General features: G+C 49.3%; 15 protein-coding genes. 6 read left to right on the top strand and 9 right to left on the bottom strand.

What is annotated here, in order from left to right; all coding sequences use genetic code 11:
- Positions 1 to 10 precede the first annotated feature (10 nt).
- From DEF47_RS21555 to DEF47_RS21525, 7 genes are all read right to left on the bottom strand, one after another.
- Positions 11 to 2,179 (bottom strand): bifunctional metallophosphatase/5'-nucleotidase, encoded by a 2,169-nt coding sequence (locus DEF47_RS21555; protein WP_012189692.1) that lies wholly within the window; start codon positions 2,177 to 2,179, stop codon positions 11 to 13.
- A gap of 199 nt (positions 2,180 to 2,378) precedes the next feature.
- The gene (locus DEF47_RS21550; RefSeq protein WP_012189691.1) at positions 2,379 to 2,804 is read right to left on the bottom strand and encodes a response regulator; all 426 of its coding nucleotides are present in this window, start codon (positions 2,802 to 2,804) and stop codon (positions 2,379 to 2,381) included.
- Between the two features lie 118 nt (positions 2,805 to 2,922).
- Positions 2,923 to 3,774 (bottom strand): SAM-dependent methyltransferase, encoded by an 852-nt coding sequence (locus tag DEF47_RS21545; RefSeq protein ID WP_012189690.1) that lies wholly within the window; start codon positions 3,772 to 3,774, stop codon positions 2,923 to 2,925.
- A gap of 22 nt (positions 3,775 to 3,796) precedes the next feature.
- Complete coding sequence (locus DEF47_RS21540; RefSeq protein WP_012189689.1) at positions 3,797 to 4,666, bottom strand: (+)-kolavelool synthase; 870 nt, start codon at positions 4,664 to 4,666, stop codon at positions 3,797 to 3,799.
- A complete protein-coding gene (locus DEF47_RS21535; RefSeq protein WP_012189688.1) occupies positions 4,663 to 6,228 on the bottom strand; it encodes a prenyltransferase/squalene oxidase repeat-containing protein in 1,566 nt (521 codons plus the stop codon). The genes DEF47_RS21540 and DEF47_RS21535 overlap by 4 nt, the downstream gene beginning before the upstream one ends.
- A gap of 107 nt (positions 6,229 to 6,335) precedes the next feature.
- Positions 6,336 to 6,782 (bottom strand): response regulator, encoded by a 447-nt coding sequence (locus DEF47_RS21530; RefSeq protein WP_012189687.1) that lies wholly within the window; start codon positions 6,780 to 6,782, stop codon positions 6,336 to 6,338.
- A complete protein-coding gene (locus tag DEF47_RS21525) occupies positions 6,766 to 9,033 on the bottom strand; it encodes a hybrid sensor histidine kinase/response regulator (protein WP_012189686.1) in 2,268 nt (755 codons plus the stop codon). The genes DEF47_RS21530 and DEF47_RS21525 overlap by 17 nt, the downstream gene beginning before the upstream one ends.
- Before the next feature lie 1,150 nt (positions 9,034 to 10,183).
- On the opposite strand from DEF47_RS21525, the gene DEF47_RS21520 reads away from it, so the two are divergent.
- Positions 10,184 to 10,792, top strand: a complete 609-nt coding sequence (locus DEF47_RS21520) for a pentapeptide repeat-containing protein (RefSeq protein ID WP_012189685.1) — start codon at positions 10,184 to 10,186, stop codon at positions 10,790 to 10,792.
- Between the two features lie 76 nt (positions 10,793 to 10,868).
- Here the strand turns inward: DEF47_RS21520 and DEF47_RS21515 are convergent, their stop codons facing one another.
- A complete protein-coding gene (locus tag DEF47_RS21515) occupies positions 10,869 to 12,563 on the bottom strand; it encodes a vWA domain-containing protein (protein WP_287045339.1) in 1,695 nt (564 codons plus the stop codon).
- A gap of 35 nt (positions 12,564 to 12,598) precedes the next feature.
- On the opposite strand from DEF47_RS21515, the gene DEF47_RS21510 reads away from it, so the two are divergent.
- The 4 genes from DEF47_RS21510 (at position 12,599) to DEF47_RS21495 (ending at position 17,565) form a co-directional block, all read left to right on the top strand.
- The gene (locus DEF47_RS21510; protein ID WP_287045338.1) at positions 12,599 to 12,883 is read left to right on the top strand and encodes a hypothetical protein; all 285 of its coding nucleotides are present in this window, start codon (positions 12,599 to 12,601) and stop codon (positions 12,881 to 12,883) included.
- Entirely contained in the window at positions 12,868 to 13,788 is a 921-nt protein-coding gene (locus DEF47_RS21505) for an alpha/beta hydrolase (RefSeq protein WP_012189683.1), read from the top strand. Before DEF47_RS21510 ends, DEF47_RS21505 begins: the two co-directional genes overlap by 16 nt.
- A gap of 56 nt (positions 13,789 to 13,844) precedes the next feature.
- Positions 13,845 to 14,393, top strand: coding sequence for an ATP-binding protein (locus DEF47_RS21500; protein WP_012189682.1), 549 nt, complete (start codon positions 13,845 to 13,847; stop codon positions 14,391 to 14,393).
- A gap of 343 nt (positions 14,394 to 14,736) precedes the next feature.
- Positions 14,737 to 17,565: a cellulose binding domain-containing protein gene (locus DEF47_RS21495; protein ID WP_012189681.1), complete on the top strand. Its 2,829-nt coding sequence runs from the start codon at positions 14,737 to 14,739 to the stop codon at positions 17,563 to 17,565.
- An 89-nt stretch (positions 17,566 to 17,654) separates the two neighbouring features.
- Here the strand turns inward: DEF47_RS21495 and DEF47_RS21490 are convergent, their stop codons facing one another.
- A complete protein-coding gene (locus tag DEF47_RS21490; RefSeq protein WP_012189680.1) occupies positions 17,655 to 20,486 on the bottom strand; it encodes a hybrid sensor histidine kinase/response regulator in 2,832 nt (943 codons plus the stop codon).
- A gap of 365 nt (positions 20,487 to 20,851) precedes the next feature.
- Between DEF47_RS21490 and DEF47_RS21485 the strand changes: the two genes are divergently transcribed.
- On the top strand, positions 20,852 to 22,299 hold a 1,448-nt coding region (locus DEF47_RS21485), incomplete at its 3' end, for a glycoside hydrolase family 6 protein (RefSeq protein WP_287045337.1).

Raw genomic sequence — 22,299 nt, 5'->3', positions numbered from 1 at the left:
TGTCGTGTAATTATTGTTTGACGATACGGTTTTCGATGTTGGCGCTGATTGGCTGAGCTAACTTTTCGATGTAGCGCACGAAGCCATCGAGATCGGTTGGGCCAACTTCGCGATTGGTGCCTTGTTTGAGCACAACGAAGCCATCGCCACCATCAGCCAAGAAGCTATTGACGGTGATCGTGTAGCTCGCAGCTTTATCCAAAGCCTTGCCGTTACCATCGAGCACCTCGACAACCTTTTGACCAACAGGATTGGCATCAGTCCAGGTGTAGCTCAAACCTGAAATTTGCAGGATACGAGCGCGAACTGTCCCATCGCTTTGGTTTTGCCATTGTTGGTTGAGCAAGGTGTAAATATCAGCCCCAGTTACGGTCATCTTGACCAAATCGTTGCTGAATGGCTGAATTGAATACAACTCGCCCCAGGTAATTTCGCCAGCATCGAGTGGTGCACGAATGCCACCTGGGTTCATAAAGGCAAATTGAGTGCTCATGGTGTTACGTTGAGCATCGGCAATCAGGTTACCTAAGGCCGATTCGCCAGCCGCATTGGCCGTGTTGGTGATCGCACTAGCAGCAGTACCAACCTTGCGGTTGACTTGGGGTGCTACTTGGTCTTCATATTTCTTGACCATTGCCGCAACATCAGCATCAGGGGTCATGTCTTCGTGGAAGGTCGTGACGATCGTCGCTTTTTTGGCGACAATATCGCGTTTGGCGCGGTCGATTGTCAAATCGATATCAGCAAATGCGGTGCTATACGAAAGCGCTTGGGTGATCAACTTGCCATCAACTTCGCCGCTGATTGAGGTGTGGGTGTGAGCGCTAACGATCACATCAACATCATCATTAATGCCATTGGCAATTTCAGCAATTGGGCCAGTGATTGCGCCAGTTGTGGCGTTTTGCGTACCACCTTCGTGGGCCAAAACAATGATTGCATGCACACCTTGGCCGTTCAACTCGGTTACTGCTTGGTTGATCGCCGTAACTTCATCGATAAACTCAAGGTTGGTCACACCTGATGGAATCACGATTTCAGGGGTATTTTCTAATACTACGCCAATAAAGCCAATGCGTGCCCCATCGATGTTCATCACATGATAGGCTGGCAAAATTGTCTTATTGGTGCGTTTGTCGATCACGTTGGCCACAACATAGGGATAGTTTGCACCTTCCCAGCAGCCAGCGGTTGGGTGACAGCCACCATCGATCAAGCGCATCATTTCATCGAAGCCTTCATCGAATTCGTGGTTGCCGATTGTGCCAACATTAACTCCCAACATATTGAGGAATTCCATGGTTGGCTGATCTTGCAACAAAGCTGAGCTTGGTGGGCTTGCGCCGACCATATCGCCAGCTTGCACGGTCAACGAGTAGCGAGCTTTGGCGCGAGCTTGTTTGATGTAGCTGCTCAAGTAGGCAGCGCCACCAACATCTTTATTGCTCACCTTGCGGCCCGTTGAAATTTGGCCGTGGAAGTCGTTGATTGCCAACATTTTGAGCTGCATTGGCACCAAGGTCACGCCAAGGCGGGTCAGCAAGATTTGGTTCTTGCCATCTTTGGTGTGCCATTCCATGCGAGCACGCTCAAAGTGTTGGGTCAACACTTTATCTCCATCGATGTTAATTTCTTCTTGCGGATCAGAGAGTGGCAAGCCCCACAAGGCTAATGATTCGCCGTAGGTAATGCCATTTTCGCCCAAATCCAAACCTTGCGAGTTCCAATATTTCAAGAACTCACCACAAACGCTATGGCCAGTTTCGCTGAACAATTGGCAGCCAGTCGCTTGGGGAGCAGTGGGGAAATCGCGCCATACACGGTTTTCGCGCAACAGCACTTCATCATTAATCCGGCCAAGCAAAATCGTAAATGGAGCTGGTTTCTCGGGGTGATATTCAAGCCGTTGGCGCTCGAAATATTGCACCAAGAACTTACCTTCAGGAGTGGCTTCTTCATAGGCTGCGGTTTGGGGATAGCCAAAAACGGGCAGCCCACCGTTCTTTTCCCAGTAATCGCGGAACTCGGGAGCAATACATTCAACAACGCCGGGCTGGTTGAAACACAGCTTTTCGGCGGCCTTCGTTGGTGCAGCTTGGCCAAGCGAGCCGACCAACAGCGTGAAGCCAAGTAGGATGCCCACTTTGCTTTTCACGTTATGCCACATTGCAAAATCCATGAATTGTTTCTCCTGGACACACAGATCAACTAGTATTATACGTCATAAAATAATATTTTTGGTTAAATTTAGTTCAAATTTTGGTTGTATTTTATTCACAACCCTAAAATTATCTAAATAGATCACAAAAATAGTGTGGATTTGATTTCTATAATTTATTGGCTAGAATACTTAACAATGGCCTAGCTAAATAGCCAGATTACGCACCTTCCCAAATTTGTTCACCATTCATAATTCGGCGTAATTGTTCAGGGAAGCGTTGGAAGTGCAGTGGTTTGGCCAGAAAGCCATCGAAGCCTGCCGCACGAATTTTGGCAACTTCTTGCGGCCCTGTCTGAGCGCTGACCGCGATCACCAAGGCATTGCAGAGTTTGGGGTGCACACGAATTTTAGGTAATAGCACATAGCCATTTTCGCGTGGCAAGTTAATATCCAACAAAATTAAATTAATTGCGGGCACAGCATCGTTTTCGAGGAAGGCAAACAGTTGGCGACCTGAAGGCCGTACATTACAATAACGCACTTCTGGCATAACATTCAGCAATTCAGTTAATACCAGCATGTTATCAATATTATCTTCGACGATCAGCACAAACGCTTTGGTCATTTTTTGAATCAGCGACATACTATTAACTCCTTCGTGAGTAATTAATTCGTTTGATCGTTTGAAGTATGTAAATCGTTGTCGCTGATCTGGGGCATGGAACGGTTGAAATGAGCACAACAATTAGAATTTGTTGGGTTTAGCCACGTTTACGCGCGACAATCAAGACGTAGCGCACAAACTCGGCGTAAATTTTCTCGACCATCGGCCAGGTTTGTTCGATCATTCCAAGCATTTCTGGTGGATAAATTGCCGCCAGTTCGGCCCGTTTTTGCTCGATGCCAAGCTTAGTATGAGCTAGGGTTTTCTCGATGCCAGCGGTCAAATCGATCAACTCAAGCTGCTCGAAGCCGGTTTGGGCGAAGAGATCGAGGTAGCCTTGTTTGGTGGTAAGGGTATTAATTTGAAAGGCTGGGAAAAAGATCTGTTGCTGCTCAGGGCTAAGCGACTTGACTTCAACAATATCGGTCAATACAAAATAACTGCCAGCCTGCAAAACTCGATTGGCTTCTTGCAGCACGGTAAGGCGGCTTGGCATATGAAAAATCGATTCAAAGGCCCATGCAGCGTTGAAAAAATCGGCTTCAAACGGCAATTCCATGGCATTGCCCCAATTGATGTGCACAAGCTCCTGCATTTGCATGGCTTGGATGGTAGCTTGTGCTTCGGCAACTTGGCCGTGAGCCACAGTTAATCCATGGACATGACATTGTTTGGCGCTGGCCATGCGAATCGCCGGCAAGCCAGTGCCACAGCCAAGATCAAGCATGTGTTGGCCTGGCTTGATTGGCGTTTTCTCAATCATCAAATTGGTCAAATGTTCTTGGGCTTCGGGGAGCGACATATCTTCCAAGCCTGCTGGCCAATAGCCGCCGTGAACACTATCGCCCCAAATTAATTTATAGAACGGCCCCATCGCGTCGTAGTAGGCTTCAACATCGCTGATGCTTGGTGAGTTGGGTGCTGGAATATCGGTTGATAGGACTGTCATACACAATTCTCCTAAAACGCTGCTACAACTCTGATTCAATGCTGGTTGATTGTGGATACCAAAACGGCCCAAGTTGTTGACCAAGCCCTAAGATCGGGCCACGCTCCCAGTGTTGGCGAAATGCGAGGGCGGCTTGGGTGCGTTCAGTTTTATCGACCTGCCAAGTTTTACGCAAGAAGGCAAAATCGTACAAAATCTGGCGAAACTCCTCCTCGCTGAGCGTATAGCCAGGCTTTTGCGTCCAATAACATTGCAACTCGCCTACCAACAGTGGTGGCAAGAGATCATGATTAACTTGGGGTTTGCCAAACGATACGAATAGCTCTGCTGGTGGAATCGGCTCGCCATAGATTGCCTCAATCGCTTGGCTACGGGTTTTGAAGACAGTTTTTTGGGCAGCTTGGAAAATGATTTGCCATGGATCTTCCGAATCACGCACGACAAACCACCAAAGCGTTGGTTGATCGGGATGATCATAGGGTTGCTGCAAGCGTTGAGCCGCATCAGCCAGGATCGGCGAATATTGGGTATCTAAAAGACGTACTCGCCAATTATGTTCCTGATAGTATTCCAGCATTGTTTGACTTGCTGCGCCCCACGCGACCCATTGTTCGATATGCTCACGATAATTTGGCGTAGTTTCTTGAAATTGGTTGGGCAAAAGCATGGGTAAGAAAAGATGCTTGATCCCATGAGAAAAAAAGAGTTCAAGGCATTTGAGTAATTGTTGATGCGACCAACGCGCATATTCTTCACCAGCAGCCGACATATTGGCTAAAGCTGCTTTGCGTCGGCTACCACCACTCGAAAAAACCATGGTTGCTGGCGCAACTTGGCGAATTGTCGTAAGTGGGGCATGAAGAAATTCTGCTAACGTGGGCGTGGGCCTCATAATTTTAATTCTCCTAGAGTGACTGCTAACATGGCACTTAACTCATAAGCGCGATCAATCCGTTGGGGACAATAAATTTCTTTATTGAGCCAACATTGATACTCTTTCATCCGAAATGGACGATAATGAATACAGAGCCAATTATAACCACGTTGGAGCATGTGGATGTCGTCGTCATCTAAGAGGCCAGCTTCACGTAAGTTTTGCAATGCCAGCACCGCATAGGCCGTTTCAACCGTGGTTGATCGATTGATGATGCCCCAGCCACCATCAGGATGTTGATGGACTTGTAATGCAGCGACGGCTTCTTTCATGGCGGTTTTGTAGGGCGAGTTTTTGAGCGCAATCAGTACATGGCAGGTCGTGTAGAGCCACGAAGTATTCCATTTATCGCCGCTCCAACTGCCATCAAGTTTTTGAGCATCAATAAAAATCTTCCACCAGCGTGAAATATCAACTCCGGCTAAATCGAGTGCGTGCACGGCGCGAGCTGTCAGCGAAATTGAAGGCTGTAACTCACCATGATAGGCTACGAAGTAGGGTTCACGCTCAAATTGATTTAATATCGCGAGATCGACTGGATAGCCTGCTGCGATTAATACTGCCACGGCGGCGGCGGTATCATCGCCATCGGGCATAAAATCGTCGCTAAAGCCAATCCCGCGCGGCTTGAGTGCTTGATGTAAATCGGCAATTTGTGGTTTGAGCACATCCTGAATACTGGGGAAATCGAGAATTCCGCCAGTGACCAAAGCATATAGGCTGAACGATTGTTCGAAGCGTGGGATTGGCCATGCGGTTGGCATAATGCATGGAGCACTTTCCGAGGTGGCCAGCGACGCTTGGCGCAGGTAGTTTTCTGCGCCAGCGATTTCGTTGCGTAGATTTGGATTATGATTGGCAGCAAATAACCATGCAGCGGTGGCAGCGGGGCTATGACCAATGCCACCTGAGCCATCGATCAATTCTGGATCAGCATGACTAGCCCATGCTTCCCATGAATAAACTGGGGCTGTGCCTGCACGGGGCTTTTTTTGTTGAATCAATGAGCGTTTATGTTCGCCGAGTGCGATCAACTCGCGATAGGGTGCAAGGGGGATATTAAGGCGGAGCTTAATTGGCACATCGTCGATATCATCTTGATGCTCTTCGCGATAGGCCTCTTCAAGCATGTAAGGGAGCAGGAGTTCCATTCCAACTGGCAGGTTATCGGGCAGCGGTTTCTCCCAATATTCAAGTTGGCGGCGCAGAAAACGTTTGGCCTCAAGCAATCCATCGAAGGTTGAACGACGCTGACAGTGGCGGCGTAGGGCTAAAATTGCCGCAAGGGTTGGCACTGCTCGACTGAGCGGCATCGATGGATTACCCCAGCCACCATCCGACTGTTGTTGGCTAATCAGCCAGTTGACTGCTGGCCAAACATGCTCTTCGCTGGGCGTTGGATAGAGCCGCAACGCTTGGGATGTGTCATAGACTGATGGACTCATCAGGCCACCATTTTGGCCAAGGTCGCGAATCAAGGCCCGCAGATCATCAATTAAAATATCAACAATTAAGCTCATAGACAACGGGTCGAGATCCTACACAAGGTCGTAATCTGAACCCTGCTCCTTTCTGGATGGTGATCAAACCAGCGCCTAGGACAAGACGCTGGTTTGATCACTGGGGCTTAGTAGGGTTCCCAGACTGATTCACCATTTAAGATCCGCGTAATTTGGGCGGGGAAGCGATTGCGATTAATCGGCTTGCCAATCAGGCCATTGAAGCCAAGTTCGCGGGCTTTGGCCACATCTTGCGGCATCACATTCGCGGTTACCGCAATTACTTGGGTATTCTTAAGTTGTGGCACATTGAGCATATTTTTAAAGACAGTAAAACCATCTTCATAAGGTAACTGAATATCGAGCAGCACTAAATCGGGGTATAACCGTGGATTTGCCTCAAGCAGCTTGAAAAATTGGCGGCCAGAGGCGCGTCCGTTATAGTATTTGACGCGCAAATCTTCGCGGAGCAGAATCTCCAAAACGAACAAATTGTCGGGGTTATCCTCAACAATAATCACAGATGCGTCGCTCGGTACAACGGGAACAAAATATTCATTACTTGCCACGGGCATACTCTACTCCTTGGTTAAAGATCTCATTAATGCGTCTAAGAAATTCTTCCTCACTAAGTTGGCGTTTAGCAATGACCCCTTGGGCGCGAGTGCGCAGCCAATCATGTTCCTGTTGATCAAGATCCTTGGCGCTGACAATAATCACCGGAATATCGGCATAATTAGGGCTATGCCGCAGGTTTTCGAGCACTTCAAAGCCATCCATTTGTGGCATCATGAGATCAAGGATGACCAGATCGGGTTTTGATTGTTCGATCATGGCAATCGCTTCGATCCCATCGGCGGCCTCACTGATGGCATAATCACGTGCTGCGAGGATGTGCTGAATCACTTGACGAGCATCAGGGTTATCATCAACGACCAAGATCTCGGCAGTTGGTTCGACACATTCTTGAACAACAGCCAGCAATACCTCCTCACGTACAGGTTTAACAATATGTTTCCTTGCCCCTAGAACCAGCCCAATCGTCCCTTGATCAACAACTGAGCAGACGACGATGGGAATATGGGCAATCGTTGGATCATTCTTGATCTGGGCCAGCAATTCCCAGCCATCAAGATTGGGCATTTGCACATCGGTAATAATCAAGCGTGGCTCAATTTGTTTGATTGTGCTGATTGCCAAGCGACTATCAAGCACGCTATGCACGCGATACCCTCCTGATTCTAGCATGACCCGGAAGGTCTCATGGGCATCAGGATTATCATCAATCACCACAATCTCAATGGTTGTTGGGTTGCTTGGTTCTGCCTCAAGTTCGGCCAAACTTGGTGGGGCAGTTAAATCAATCGTGGTCGTTTCGGGTAATTTATTGGTAATCGGCAAACTAAAGAAGAAGGTTGAACCTTTGCCTGGCGTGCTTTCGAGCCACATATTGCCGCCGTGCATCTCCACCAACAATTTACTAATTGGCAGGCCTAAACCAGTGCCTTGATATTGGTGGGTAACTTCATTTTGCACTTGTTGAAATTCTTCGAAAATTTGTTGTTGATGCTCAGGAGCGATCCCAATTCCACTATCTTGGACGGAAATTTGGACAGTTTCAGGATCGGGCTGGCTGATCGTCACATTAATTTGGCCTTGCTCAGTAAATTTGACGGCGTTTGAAAGCAAATTGAGCAATACTTGGCGAATCCGCACTTTATCAATCACCATCGTTGGTAGTTCTTCGGGCATATCGAGTTCAAGCTCAAGCCCTTTATCACGGGTTAGCCCGCTGGCAGTCGCCATGACCCCAGTGATGATTGGCTCAAGTTGAGTTTTCTCATACATCAACTCCATGCGTCCAGCCTCAATTTTCGAGAGGTCGAGAATGTCGTTGATCAAACCAAGCAAATGATCAGCGTTGTAGAGCACCCGTTCTTGCAGCTCACGTTGGCGCTCAGAGAACTCACCATACCGATCAAGAAAGGCCGTGAAGTTAATAATTGCATTGAGCGGGGTGCGCAACTCGTGGCTCATATTGGCCAAGAAGCGCGACTTGAGTTGATTAGCTTCCTCGGCAGCAGTTTTGGCGGCGGCTAGCTCGATATTGGTTTTTTCGAGCCGACCTTCACGCTCTTCGACCGCGTGTAAAGCATCTTGCAAGGCTGCGGTTCGCTGATCAACCAGAATTTCAAGTTTATCGCGAATCTGTTGGAGTTCGGATTCACGTTGCAAAGCGCGGCTGAGGGCATCATTTAACGAGGCGCTAAAACGATGAAAGAAGAAGCCTACAATCAACACACTAAATATAAACGTGCTAATGGTTGGTGGCAAAAGATCGCCGAGGCGCGGATAAGCCCCAACAAATTGCAGATTAAATAGCTGTAATCCGCCAAGGATGGCGATTACGATAATACTGGCACCAGCAATTGTTTTAATACCCTTGCGGCCAGTCAACAAACCCGATAGCGTGATTGGCATCATGAAAGCCGAAAGAATCCAAGCACTATTGCGTAAACCTTCAAGTAAAAGAATAATCGACAAACCAACGACTAGACCACTTGATGCCAGTGTAACTGAGCGCCGAAAATGGCCTTGACGCAAATTCATGACGGCGATTACAAAGAAGATTAAAATCAATATACTTGTTAGACTGGCACGAAATGCACTGCCAACAGTACTTGACACAATAAATGCAGTGGGAACTGTGAAGAAACAAATGATGCTTAATCCAATCAGCATGATTTGAAGGAGGACAGCTTGTTCACGTTGCACAGGGTCGGAGATTTTAATGGTATTAAGCCAGCGCTGGATTGAGGCTTGCATGCTTGCTCCTTCAGCATAGCGCCTGCTATGCACTGCCAAAGATTAACGACTCTTCCATCAGCAACCACAATGATCTGCTTGAATTGATGCGCGGAGCAAAGAGCGGAATTGGTGGCATTCAAGCAGTGGTAGGCCTGATCTGGCGTGGAATTCGTTTACACTTCACATATGTCAATATACCGATAGGCCTATAGGTTTATGTGTGGAAAGTGTACCATAGACGGCCTATAGTTGTATAGTATTTAAGTTGGATATTTGGCCCATATTTCTACCCTACCATTACCACCATTTCCATGTGACAAATTTCGCAATTCTTGGTATGATACGGGCTACACTGATCCTAACTACTTGATAGTCAGGACTAGAACGGTTGTTGCACAATTATCCTTGTGAATGTTATACCATAGCATGGGTAAGTCATTCTAGAAGTGCTAGTACTGAGTTCCTATACACTCTAGGTCAGAAACCAAGTGGTACTATTGGTACTATCGAAATGGTTTCTAATTACCTAGTGGTATGGCGGTTAATCTGTGTATAATCTTCCCCACAACCCACAGATAAACCAATCTTATCTGAACAACCATCACCAAATTAGCGTGGCACGACTTGCCACAACAATTGACAGCGTATCCCCCCAACGGGTAAGCGCGTCGAGCTAAAAGTTCTAACAGACAACCCTGTACAAGGCTAATAGCCTCGTTGTTTGAACCGAACCTTGGCTGGTGATTGTGGGTGATATACCGCTGATTACTGCCAGCAGCAACGCTATGGTATGGCTACGCGTGGTAGGTACTATCGGAGGCGGGATTTCTATCGGCCCGTGTTTATATGGCATAAACACACCCAAATTCTTACCTCAGACCCTGACCGTCTGATGTTTGGAGTTACCATGTTGTATTGTTTCTTTCCAGACCGAAATCGTTCATCAGTCCGCGTTGGTATGATTGCCCAAACAATTGCTCTTTTGGTTTCATTCTTGCCTGCAATGCCTCGAATTCAACAGCGTAGCTGGAGTTCTAGATACCTTTTGGCTTGGTCACCGAACGATGAGCATACTTCTTGCTTAGGCTTGCGCTAATAGCAAACCCCAACGCTCATCATTATTCGCCCTTGCTCTTTTAACCACGACGTTAAATGAAGGTAGACTGCTATGACAACCCAGCGCGATGTTTTGGTTTTGGACGTACAAAACCACCCTGTTCAAACGCCCGTTTCGTCGGCCTATCGCAGCAACATGCAATTTGCCCGCTTGCGTCACCACGATTTTTGTGATGCACAATTGGCAGATACCCAATTCAACTTGGCTGATTTAGTGCGTGCCCAATTAAGTGGCGCTAATCTTCAACGCGCTAATTTTCATCGCGCTCGACTCAATCGAGTTGCTGCTGTCGCTGCAGATTTCCGTGATGCAAATCTGAATCAAGCTCAATGCGATGGCGCTGATTTTACCAATGCTGATCTCTCAGGGGCCAACCTGAGCCAAGCTCAATTTTGTGGCGCAATCTTGGTCGATGCTAGTTTGTTTGGCGTTCGCTCCAATCAATCGGCTCACCCAGCTCGCCAACAATTGAATTTCACTGGCGCTGATTTGCGCGGTGCTGATCTGCGTGATGCTGATCTGCGCAACGCTACCCTGACTGACGCTCAACTCCAAGGTGCTCGCTACAACGCTGGAACCTTGTGGCCATTGGGTTGGAATAGCGCTGACCATGGTTTGATTTTCGATGACCATCTGCTCGCTCGTGAGGTTGCTTGCTAGGTACTATTGTTTTTGTACTGGCATTCTGGTAATCAACGCCCATTTCAGTTGCTGAAACGGGCGTTGATTATTTTAGTTATTGGTGCATCTGCTCAGCCCGCCGTAGCAGGGTAACAAATTCAACGGCACTTTGATTATTGGGTAAATCTAGCGCCGCTTCTTCAGCCAGATCAAGCACATCAAGGATATCAGTGCCGTTATTCCAGCGTGAATGGCGTAATAGTTCGGCGTATTCGGCGACGCTCGTTGCTAGGTGCATTCGCGCACTGGCGCGATCAAAACTGCTATGAATTTGCGCCGTTGAAATATTCAGGCTTTCTTCAACTGGTGCGTTAGTATCCATGCTGATATAGCGAATATTAACTTGGGCGATTGGGCCTTGGGCATCAGGATGGCGCTTGATTTCATACAGCGCTGTCACACTATGGCCCGCGCCAACTTCGCCACCATCAACACTGTCGTTGCGGAAGTCGCTATCGGCTACCGCACGATTTTCATAGCCAATCAAGCGATACCGTTTCACTACATTTGGGTCAAAATTAACTTGGATTTTGGCTTCGCGCCCGATGGTTTGCAGCGAACCAGTCAATTGCTCGCCAAACAGGCGTTGGGCTTCATCGGCTGAATCGAAATAGGCATAATTGCCATCGCCTTTGTCGGCCAGTTGCTCTAACAAAATGTCGTTGTAGTTGCCCATACCCACGCCATAGGTCGAAAGCTGAACGCCTGCATCAAGATATTGTTGGAAGGTCGCGAGCAGTTGACTTGGTTCGGTCATGCCGCTGTTAGCCACGCCATCTGAGCAGAGCAAAATCCGGTTGATGCCTTCCGGTTTGAAGGCTTGCCAGGCTAATTCAAAGCCTTTATAAAGTCCAGCTTCGGCGTTGGTGCTGCCAGCTGGCTCAAGTGAATTGATTGCGGTGATGATATCCATCTGATTTTCGCCCGAAGTTGGGTTTAACACCACTCGCATTCCATCGTTAAAGGCCACAATTGCCAAACTATCGTCAGGCTCAAGTTGCCCAGCCAAATAAATCAGGGCATTTTTGACCATTTCCAAGCGATTATCTTGGGCCATCGATCCCGATGTATCGATCACAAAGGTAAGGGCGGCAGGCTTGCGATCAGCTACTTCGATACTTCGAGCTTGAATGCCAATTTGCACTAGCTCGTAGTTGGGGCCGCCAAATGGCGATGGCGCTACTTCGCTGTAGATCGCAAAATCGCCATCTTCGGGCTGGGGATACTCGTAATCAAAGGCGTTCAGATATTCTTCGACTCGCACTGAATCGGCTGGCGGTAAGAGGCCTTGGTTGATGCTACTGCGCATCAGGCTGTACGAAGCACTGTCAATATCCATCGCAAAGGTTGATAAGGGGTCGGTTTCTGTCCGCACGAATGGATTTGTGCCATAATTTTTAAAATACATCGAATCAAAGATTTCTTGATCTTGTTCGTAGGCGTAATTTGGATTTGGATCGATCGGTTGGGTTGGCAGCTCCCACGTATCAACCAAGGGTTTACCAGCAGCAGGATTTGGCACTGGCTGACCGGCATCTGCTGCTTGAGTCGGCATTGGTTGTGGCGCTGGCGCTACGCTCGTTGCTTCGGCAGTCGGCCATTGCGCTGATTGATCGTCGGCGGCGCTGGTTGGCCGTGGCTGCGGCGCTGGCCGTTGTGGTTGCGGATTGATCGTTGGTAGGCTCGCTTCTCCCCCACAAGCGCTGATGATCAATGCGATCAGCACAATGCTGCTTCGTTTTAGTCGCATAACATCCTCTTTTTTGGTTAAATTGATAAGGCATTGTGGACCACACCGATCAAACGTTGCTTGCTCCTCTTTGGTTCCCTTTTGTATCTGTAGGTTTCTACTCTGCTCTTCGAACTTCGATTTGCGAATTGACCGCATTGGCAATTGGTGCTCCTTTGGGTGATCCAGCTTTAGCATACCTGCCTGAAATGGCGAAAAAAGGGATTTTTGCTGGTAAATCACTGCCATTTACTGTACAAATTGGGCTTAATCTGCTATTTAGCAGGTTAATTGAGCATGATTTTTGGCTTGAAAGGGGTTGTCGATGCAGCTTTCAATAGTCGCTCCTGAATTGCAACGCTATGTCCGCCGCATTCCACCTTTGCCGTTGGGCAGCGCTTGGGGACGGCGTTTTGTACGTTGGTTAGGCAGTCGCATTCCGGCCAAGCAGTTTGATGGAGTGACGATTGAGCAACGCAACGATTTGAATCCCCCAGTACGCATCTATCGCCCCACTGTTTGTCACTCAACGGCTGCCTTGTTTTGGATTCATGGCGGCGGGATGATTATTGGTCAGGCGGCACAAGATGATCAATGGTGTGCCACGACGGCGCAACGCTTAGGAATTGTGGTGGTTTCGGTGGAATATCGATTGGCTCCCGAACACCCGTTTCCTGCGCCGCTTGACGATTGTTTGGCTGGTTGGCAGTGGCTTCAGCAGCAGGCCACGACCCTAGCGATTGATCCAGCGCGGGTGGTGCTTGGTGGCGAAAGTGCTGGTGGTGGCTTGGCGGCAAGTTTGGCGCAACGCTTGGTTGATCTTGGCACGACCCAGCCTCTGGCTCAATTGCTATTTTGCCCAATGCTTGATGACCGCACAACCACCAAGGCTGAATTGACTGCAATTGAGCATTTTGTCTGGAATAACCGCAAAAATGTGATTGGCTGGCAAGCCTATTTGGCGACCAAACCTGGCATTGATGCAATTCCAGCCTATGCAGTGCCTGCGCGACGCGAAAACCTGCAAGGCTTGCCTCCCACTTGGATCGGTGTTGGCGATATTGATTTGTTTTACCAAGAAGATCGTTTGTATGCTGAACGTTTACAAGTAGTTGACGTTGACGTAACGTTTGAGATTGTAGCTGGTGGGCCGCATGGTTTTCAGAATTGGGCCTTTGCTAGTGCAATTGCCCAAGCGTTTATTGCCAAAGCCCATGCGTGGATTCAAACACAGATTGGATGCTAGTTGCAGCCGTTTGGGTATAAGTAGAATGATGAATCTCAGCGATAAGGAATTGATGGATGGCTTCTAATGCTGTTATTGTTGTCATCACCGGTGCGCCTGGTTCGGGAAAAACAACTGTTGCCAAGCATTTGGCACAACGCTTTGATTTGAGTTTGCATATCCCAACTGATGAACTGCGTTCATGGGTGGTGTCGGGTCGGGTTGAGCCGATTCCAGTTTTGACTCCGCCTGCGATCGAGCAACTGCGGCTTGCTCGCGAGGTCGTTAGTACGACGGCAGGCTTGTACCAGAAACATGGATATAGCGTGATTGTTGATGATGTGCTTACGTCGGCTGATCTACAAGCGATGTTTGCCCAAGCTGATCAGAGCCAGTTGCATAAAATCTTGCTTTGTCCAGTGTTTGAACGAGTGATTGAACGAAACTATGAACGTTATCGCCAATTTGATCAGCAAAAATGGCAACCTGTGATCGCGAACATCTATCAGGACTTATGCCGCCACAATACGCCTGATCAGGGATGGATTGTGCTTGATACCAGTAACTTGAATGTCACGCAGACCGTCGATGCGATCCTTCATCCAATCCGTTCCAGCGGACGCTAAGGCCTGATCAGCGATATTGTGGCGAGAATCATCTGATCGTACAAGCCTTTTTAATGAATTCTAAAGTTTTAGTATTGACTTGTGGCTTTTTTTAGCTAAGATGCTTGATTAATTGCAATTTAATTTTTGAGACCGATCCCAAACACCTACTTATCAAAGGGGGTTTTATTCGTTCATTGAGCTTGCTAAGGGTTGGTTTATTAATATTTCTGGAACCGATTCCATAACTAATTAATAGTAATTAAGGGCTAAGCCCATCTTGTTTGTCGTTGTTGCCAGTGCTTGCCTGCTGCTTTAAATCAAACATCGTAACCAAAAATAGGGTGCAAAGGAGACCCCATCTATGCGAATGCTAAAGATGGCCGCAGCAGTAGTGGTGCTGTTTGCAGGCGTAATTCAAGCGATGGTGGCCGTGCCGCAATCGCGGGCGGCAAGTACTCAGCCATACAATTGGTCGAATGTCGAGATTGTTGGCGGTGGTTTTGTCCCAGGCATTATTTACAATCCAACTGAACGCGATTTGGTGTATGCCCGCACCGATATTGGTGGCGCATACCGCTGGAACCCCACAACCAAGCGCTGGATTCCCCTAACCGACTGGATTGGCGCAACCGATTGGAACTGGACAGGGATCGATAGCCTCGCGACCGACCCAGTTGATCCTAACCGCCTCTATTTGGCCGCTGGCACTTATACCAACGATTGGACTTCGGCCAACGGCGCGATTTTGCGCTCGACCAACAAAGGCAATTCGTGGGCACGCACCGACCTACCCTTTAAACTTGGCGGTAATATGCCAGGCCGCTCGATGGGCGAACGTTTGGCGATTGACCCCAACAAAAATAGCGTGCTTTACCTTGGTACACGCGGCCAAGGCCTCTGGCGCAGCACTGATTATGGCGCAACCTGGGCGCAAGTTACCAGTTTTCCGGCGATTGGCAACTATACCGATCCCTACTTCAATGACCGAATTGGGGTAGTATGGGTAACGTTTGATCCACGGACTGGCACTAGTGGCAGCGCTTCGCAAACGATTTATGTTGGGGTTGCTGATACGACCACCAGTATTTATCGCAGCACTGATGGTGGGGCAACTTGGGCAGCATTACCCGGCCAACCAACTGCTGGCTATTTACCCCATCATGCTACCCTCGCCTCAAATGGCATGCTCTACATTACCTACAGCGATACACCTGGCCCCTACGATGGTGGCAAGGGTGATGTTTGGAAATATAACACCGCCACCCAAGCTTGGACGAACATTAGCCCAATTCCTTCGAGCAGCGCCGACGATTATTTTGGCTATGGCGGCTTGGCTGTCGATGCGCAAAATCCCAATACGTTGTTGGTAACTAGCCTCAATTCATGGTGGCCTGATGCCTTGATTTATCGCAGCACCGATGGCGGCGCAACATGGAGCGGTATTTGGGAATGGGCCAACTATCCCGAACGCACCTTCCGCTATACCCAAGATATTAGTACATCGCCATGGCTCGACTTTGGTGGTAATGCAACCGCACCTGAAGTTGCACCCAAATTAGGCTGGATGATCGGCGACATCGAGATTGATCCATTCAACTCAGATCGCATGCTCTATGGCACTGGCGCAACGATTTATGGCACCGATAATTTGACCGCTTGGGATACTGGCGGCAAAGTTGCGCTTGATGTGCGTGCCCATGGCCTTGAAGAAACCGCAGTTCTCGAATTGGTCAGCCCACCAGAAGGCGTGCACTTGGTGAGTGCCTTGGGTGATATTGCTGGCTTCTATCATACCGATCTGACTAAGGCTCCACCATGGTCGGCTAGCCTCAAATTTGGCTCATCGACCAGTATCGATTTTGCTGGAACCCGCCCGAATGTGATGGCTCGCACAGGCTATGTTGGCGAAGGCAGCACGGTCAAACGGGTGGCGTGTTCATGGGATGGCGGCCAAAATTGGTCGCACGCCAGCAGTGAACCAACTGGCTCGGTTGGTGGCGGAAAAATCGCCATGGCTTCCGATGCTTCGATGATTGTTTGGAGCGGTACGACTGCTCCAGTCAGTTACTCGATGGGCTGTGGTAATAGTTGGTCGGCGAGTGCTGGTATTCCGGCTGGGGCAGTCGTGATTGCTGATCGGGTGAAATCGACGACTTTCTATGGCATCGCCAATGGTACGCTCTATCGCAGCACCGATGCAGCCCGCAACTTTACCGCTGTTGCAACGGGCTTGCCCACCAAGAGCGCCAAAATCGAGGCTGTTTTGGGCATCGAAGGCGATTTGTGGTTGGCTGGCGGCCAAGATGGCTTGTTCCATTCAACCGATGGTGGCACAACATTCAGCAAAATTGCTGGAGTGCAGGTTGCCAATGTGGTTGGTTTTGGTAAGGCAGCACCCAGCCAAAGCTATCAAGCAATCTACATTACTGGAGCAATTGATGGCGTAGAAGGCTTCTTCCGCTCAGATGATGGCGGCACAACATGGGTGCGCATCAACGACGATCAACATCAATATGGCTCGACCAACGAAACTATTACTGGCGACCCACGGATTTATGGGCGGGTTTATATTGGTACGAATGGCCGTGGGATTATTTATGGTGATATTGCTGGCTCAACTCCGACCAATACACCAGCCCCAGCCACGGCGACCGCAACTCGCATACCAACCGCAACTTCAACCAGCGTACCACCGACGGCAACGAGTGTTCCGCCAACCGCGACCTCGACTCGCGTGCCAACGGCGACTCCGCTGACTTCAACTGCGATTCCCTATACGCCAACGCCAACCTCAACCCGTGTACCAACCGCAACCCCAATTACGCCAACCAGTTTGCCATACACGCCAACGTCAACTCCAGCGCCTGGTGGCTGCCGGATTAACTATGTGGTTAATCAGTGGAATACCGCATTTACTGGCGGTGTGACAATTACTAATTTGGGAGCGCCGATTAGTGGTGGTTGGACGTTGACTTGGAATTTTGCCAATGGTCAAACGGTGACGAGCAGTTGGAATACTGTGCTGACCCAAACTGGTTCAGCTGTGACTGCCAAGCATAGCGCCGATTGGAATGCCAATATTCCAACCAATGGCACACAAAGCTTTGGCTTTATTGCTAGTCATAATGGCACAAATGCCGTGCCAACCAACTTTGTTTTGAATGGCGTTGCTTGTAGCGTTGCGCCATAGCCAAATCGCCAAGCGAGCCTGTTTCTAGGCGGCAGGCTCGCTTATGTTGGATTCAAGGCCACACGTAAGTTTGCTTCTAGGCGGCAAACTTACGTGTGGCCTTGTTGTAGCAAATCGTGAATTTTATTGGCCAGGTCGGTAATTTCAAATGGTTTGCTGAGCAATTCCATCTGTGGTTCAAGCTCGCCGCTGCGCACTGCCGCCCGATCGGTGTAGCCACTGACCAGCAAAATTGGCAAGGTTGGGTAGCGCTGGCGGATCTGGAGGGCTAGATCATAGCCATCGGTTTTAGGCAATCCAATATCGCTAATCACCAAATCAATTGTTGTTGGTTGCTCGAAGAAGGTCAAGGCACTGCTGGCATCCTCAGCCTCAAGCGTATGGTAACCTAACTCGTCGAGTACATCGATTAACACCATGCGTACCGCTTCATCATCTTCAACCACCAAAATTGTGGCTCCCTCGATGCTGCGAGCTTGGGCCGATTCGGCGGCAAAGCCATGCTCAAGCCCACTTTGGTCACGCGGCAAATAGAGCTTGACGCTGGTGCCTTGTTCGAGTTGGCTCTCAATTTGAATATGCCCGCCAATTTGTTTGATAAAGCCATAAATCATCGATAAACCTAAACCTGTGCCTTGCCCCAAAGGTTTGGTGGTAAAAAATGGATCGAAAGCGCGTTCGATGACCTCACTACTCATGCCAGTGCCGGTATCGATGACTTCGATTAATACATATTCATGCGGATCAAGTTGCAGTTGATTTGCTTGTTGCGCGTCGATGTTGCTCGTGCTAATCGTCAGAATTCCGCCGTAGGGCATGGCATCACGGGCGTTGATCGCCAAGTTGAGCAAGGCGTTTTCAAGCTGATTGGCATCGGTGCGCACCCGCCAAACGTCATCGCTGAGGTTGGTTGCCACCTGAATTTGCTCGCCAAGGCTGCGTTGGAGTAAATCGTCGAGCGATTGGATCAGGCTATTGATATTGATTGGTTGCACATCCAGCGCTTGCTGGCGCGAAAATGCCAATAAACGTTGAGTTAATGCGGCAGCACGTTTGGCCGATTTAATTGCACTGTTGATGTAGCGCTCAATTGTATCGAAACGGCCTACGTTGATCCGCCGTTGCAGCAAATCGAGCCCACCCAAAATGCTGGTCAAAATATTATTGAAATCGTGGGCGATGCCGCCTGTGAGTTGTCCAATCGCCTCCATTTTTTGTGATTGCCGCAATTGGGTTTGCATGCGTTCGATTTCAGCTTGGCGCTGTTTTTCGTTGCTAATATCACGGGCAACGCAATAGAGATAGCCATTATCCAGCACTGCCGTCCACGAAAGCCAATGATACTCGCCATCGCGACTGCGAAAACGATTTTCAAAATAGCTGGTGGGAATGCCATTGGCTAGCTTGGCAACCTCTTGGCGCGTGCGTTCATGGTCGTCGGGGTGTTCAAGCCATTCGCTGGTGCGCCCAAGAATATCGCTATCATCCCAGCCGAGCGTGCGTTGCCAAGCAGGATTGATCGCGAGCCAATTGCCCGCTGGATCGGCAATGCCTAACAGATCTTGACTGACCAGCCAAATTCGGTCGCGCTCACGGGTGCGTTGGGCAACCAAGCCTTCTAAATCGTTGTTGAGCGCTTGAAGTTGCGTTTCGGTGCGTTTTTCACGGTCAATATCGATAATTGTGATCAAACCGCCAGTGATCGTGTTATCAAGATCGCGGACTGGGCCGCCGATAACCTTGATCCAAGCCCGTGTGCCATCGCCCCGCTGGTAGTGGAAATCGCGCTCGGAAACTTGGCCAGTTTTGACGGCAATCGCCAATGGATATTCTTCAATTGGTACAAGTTGATTGTGTTCGTCGTAAGCGATCCACTCGCCATAGGCCTCGGTCGCAGGCGATGGCAGTACCGGATGGCGCAAAATCTGCTCGACATGGGCATTGCCATCGGTGATCCGTCCAGTTGGGGTTTCGGCAAAAACCAAGCCGACGGGCAAGGTATCGAAAATTGCGCGTAAGCGAGCCTCGCTATGCTCCAAGGCATCTTCGCGGCGCTTGCGCTCGGTAATATCGATTAATACGCCAGGAAAGCGTTGCGGCTGATTGTGCTCAAAAATGCAAAAGCCATTGGCCTCAACCCAGCGATAATCGCCGTCGCGGTGGAGCACGCGATATTCAGCGCGATATGATTGGCCGCTATGGATTGCCGATTGAATTAATTGGGCAATGGTTGCTTGATCATCGGGATGAATCGCCTCAAGCATGGTTTCGACGCTCACACCTTGGCTGGCAAGGGTCGGGTCAAGCGCAAAATATTCGGCAAAACGTGGATCGACGATACAGCGATCGGCTACGATATCCCAATCCCATGTGCCGATCAGCAAGCCAGCATCCAAGGCTAATTGAAAGCGTTCTTCGGCGCGATGGCGTTGTTGTTCAGCTAAAACTTGGGCAGTTATTTCGACCACCAGCGCCATCACCCCAATAATTTCGCCGTTTTGGTCAAAAATCGGGCTATAACTAAGATCAAACCAGACTTGTTCGTTACGGCCATTACGGTGCAACATAAAATTGCGTTTTTGGTAAGTAAGGCTTTTGCCCGCAAAGACCTGATCGAGGATCGATTGATTGAAATCGGCGGCTTCAGGCCAAGCGGCGGTTACCGGCAGCCCAAATACTTCGGGGTGACGTGAGCCAGCAATGACCGCATAGCCAGCGTTATAGATCATGATGCCCTGCTTACCCCACATGGTTGTCATGGCAACCGGAACCGCCAACATCATATCAACGATACTGCGCATGGCAGTTGGCCAAGTATCGATCACCCCAAGCGGCGTTGTGCTCCAATCAAACTGATGCAGCAGCTTGGTTATCGTAGCTTGATCGATGCGTGGCTCGGCGGGTCGTAGCGAATTCGGCATGGCATTCTGATCCTTGTCTGGCCTTAAAAAGTGTGCTGCTATTGTATCAAAAACGTTGCCACCGATTCTGATTTTACGAATCTGAATTTACTTAAGAAACTCTAAAGATTTAGTATTGACAAAATTAATTAAAAGCTTTAACATTCCTATCAACAGTTTTGGGATCGATCTCAAACAACGCCATCGCCTCCCATCCCAAAGCCTATTTTAGCCACATAAGCTATCTAAATGAGACCGGTTCCAAAGGAGGGCAGCCACTTTATAGGCAGTTTCCACGTTGAACGACAATGAATTGTTTGTGTACATAAAACCATGCGCGTTTTAATCGATGAAGAGTACACATACTACGCAAGGAGGCGAATTCGATGGCTCGGATCTTTAATTCCCGTGGATTAATTCTTGTTCTTTTGACCGCCGTGGTTGGCAGTGGCCTAGGCCAATTGAATGCCAAACCAACCGCCGCAGCTACCAGCTGCGAAGTCGTCTATAACATTGCTAACGATTGGGGTAGCGGTTTTATTGGCGATGTGACGCTTAAAAACACTGGTTCAGCCGTTTCTAGCTGGACGCTCGGCTGGTCGTTTGCTGGCAACCAAAACATCTCAAATCTTTGGGGTGGGGTTGTCGCGCAAAACGGCGCGAATGTGAGCGTTAGCAATGCAGGCTGGAATGGCAACATCGGCACTGGCGGCACGGTAAACTTCGGTTTCCAAGCTGGCTATAGTGGCGCAAATGCTAAGCCAACCGTCTTTACCCTCAATGGTGTAACTTGTGGCGGCACGGTTGTTCCAACCACACCACCAACCAACACGACAGTTCCAACCACACCGCCAACCAATACACCGGTTCCAAGCGCAACCACGCGCCCAACCAACACGACGGTTCCAACTACACCACCAACTAGCACAACTGGCCCAACGAATGTTCCAACGAACACGCCAGTTCCAAGCGCAACCACGCGCCCAACCAACACGACAGTTCCGACTACTCCACCAACCAGCACGACTGGCCCAACCAATACGCCAGCACCAACAACTGTACCAGGTGTGCACGTTGCTAACCCATTTGTGGGCGCACAAGGCTACATCAACAGTGAATATGCTGCACGGGTGAACGCCGAAGCCAATGCCACTGGTGGCACGCTTGGTTCACAAATGCGTCAAGTGGCCTCGTATCCAACTGCTGTATGGCTCGACCGAATTGCCGCAATCGCTGGCAGCAGCGAATCGATGGGCTTACGCGCTCACCTTGATGCTGCCTTGGTGCAACAACAAACCAGCGGTCAACAAGTGGCAATCTCAATTGTGGTGTACGACTTGCCCAACCGCGACTGTGCCGCCTTGGCTTCGAACGGTGAGTTGAAAATCTCGGAAAATGGCTTGAATCGCTACAAAACCGAGTATATCGACCCGATTGCCGCTATCGTGGGCGAGAGCAAATATGCCTCATTACGGATTGTGGTGATTTTGGAACCAGATTCACTTTCGAACTTGGTGACCAACGCTAGCATTCCCGCCTGTGCTGAAGCGATTTCGAGCGGAGCCTACGTCCAAGGTGTTCAATATGCGATCAACAAACTGAATGTGACCAGCAACGTCTACATCTACATGGACATTGCCCACTCAGGTTGGTTGGGCTGGGACAGCAACTTCACGCCCGCAATTCAGCTGTACACCCAAACGGTGCGCGGCACGACCAAAGGCTTGAACGGGATCGATGGCTTTATCTCGAACACCGCCAACTACACACCATTGAACGAAGTGTTCTTGCCAAACTCGGGCTTGACCTTGGGTGGTGGCAACCCGATTCGCTC

Origin of the sequence: Herpetosiphon sp., from assembly GCF_003512625.1 — a bacterium.
GTDB classification, from domain to species: Bacteria; Chloroflexota; Chloroflexia; order Chloroflexales; family Herpetosiphonaceae; genus Herpetosiphon; species Herpetosiphon aurantiacus.
The sequence above is the reverse complement of the archived record's forward strand: the minus strand, read 5'-3'. Positions and strand labels throughout refer to the sequence as shown.

What these genes read in the sequence shown, in the direction of transcription:
- DEF47_RS21555 (WP_012189692.1), bottom strand. Translation starts at nt 2,179, where the DNA reads ATGGATTTTGCAATGTGGCATAACGTGAAAAGCAAAGTGGGCATCCTA.
- DEF47_RS21550 (WP_012189691.1), bottom strand. Translation starts at nt 2,804, where the DNA reads ATGTCGCTGATTCAAAAAATGACCAAAGCGTTTGTGCTGATCGTCGAA.
- DEF47_RS21545 (WP_012189690.1), bottom strand. Translation starts at nt 3,774, where the DNA reads ATGACAGTCCTATCAACCGATATTCCAGCACCCAACTCACCAAGCATC.
- DEF47_RS21540 (WP_012189689.1), bottom strand. Translation starts at nt 4,666, where the DNA reads ATGAGGCCCACGCCCACGTTAGCAGAATTTCTTCATGCCCCACTTACG.
- DEF47_RS21535 (WP_012189688.1), bottom strand. Translation starts at nt 6,228, where the DNA reads ATGAGCTTAATTGTTGATATTTTAATTGATGATCTGCGGGCCTTGATT.
- DEF47_RS21530 (WP_012189687.1), bottom strand. Translation starts at nt 6,782, where the DNA reads ATGCCCGTGGCAAGTAATGAATATTTTGTTCCCGTTGTACCGAGCGAC.
- DEF47_RS21525 (WP_012189686.1), bottom strand. Translation starts at nt 9,033, where the DNA reads ATGCAAGCCTCAATCCAGCGCTGGCTTAATACCATTAAAATCTCCGAC.
- DEF47_RS21520 (WP_012189685.1), top strand. Translation starts at nt 10,184, where the DNA reads ATGACAACCCAGCGCGATGTTTTGGTTTTGGACGTACAAAACCACCCT.
- DEF47_RS21515 (WP_287045339.1), bottom strand. Translation starts at nt 12,563, where the DNA reads ATGCGACTAAAACGAAGCAGCATTGTGCTGATCGCATTGATCATCAGC.
- DEF47_RS21505 (WP_012189683.1), top strand. Translation starts at nt 12,868, where the DNA reads ATGCAGCTTTCAATAGTCGCTCCTGAATTGCAACGCTATGTCCGCCGC.
- DEF47_RS21500 (WP_012189682.1), top strand. Translation starts at nt 13,845, where the DNA reads ATGGCTTCTAATGCTGTTATTGTTGTCATCACCGGTGCGCCTGGTTCG.
- DEF47_RS21495 (WP_012189681.1), top strand. Translation starts at nt 14,737, where the DNA reads ATGCGAATGCTAAAGATGGCCGCAGCAGTAGTGGTGCTGTTTGCAGGC.
- DEF47_RS21490 (WP_012189680.1), bottom strand. Translation starts at nt 20,486, where the DNA reads ATGCCGAATTCGCTACGACCCGCCGAGCCACGCATCGATCAAGCTACG.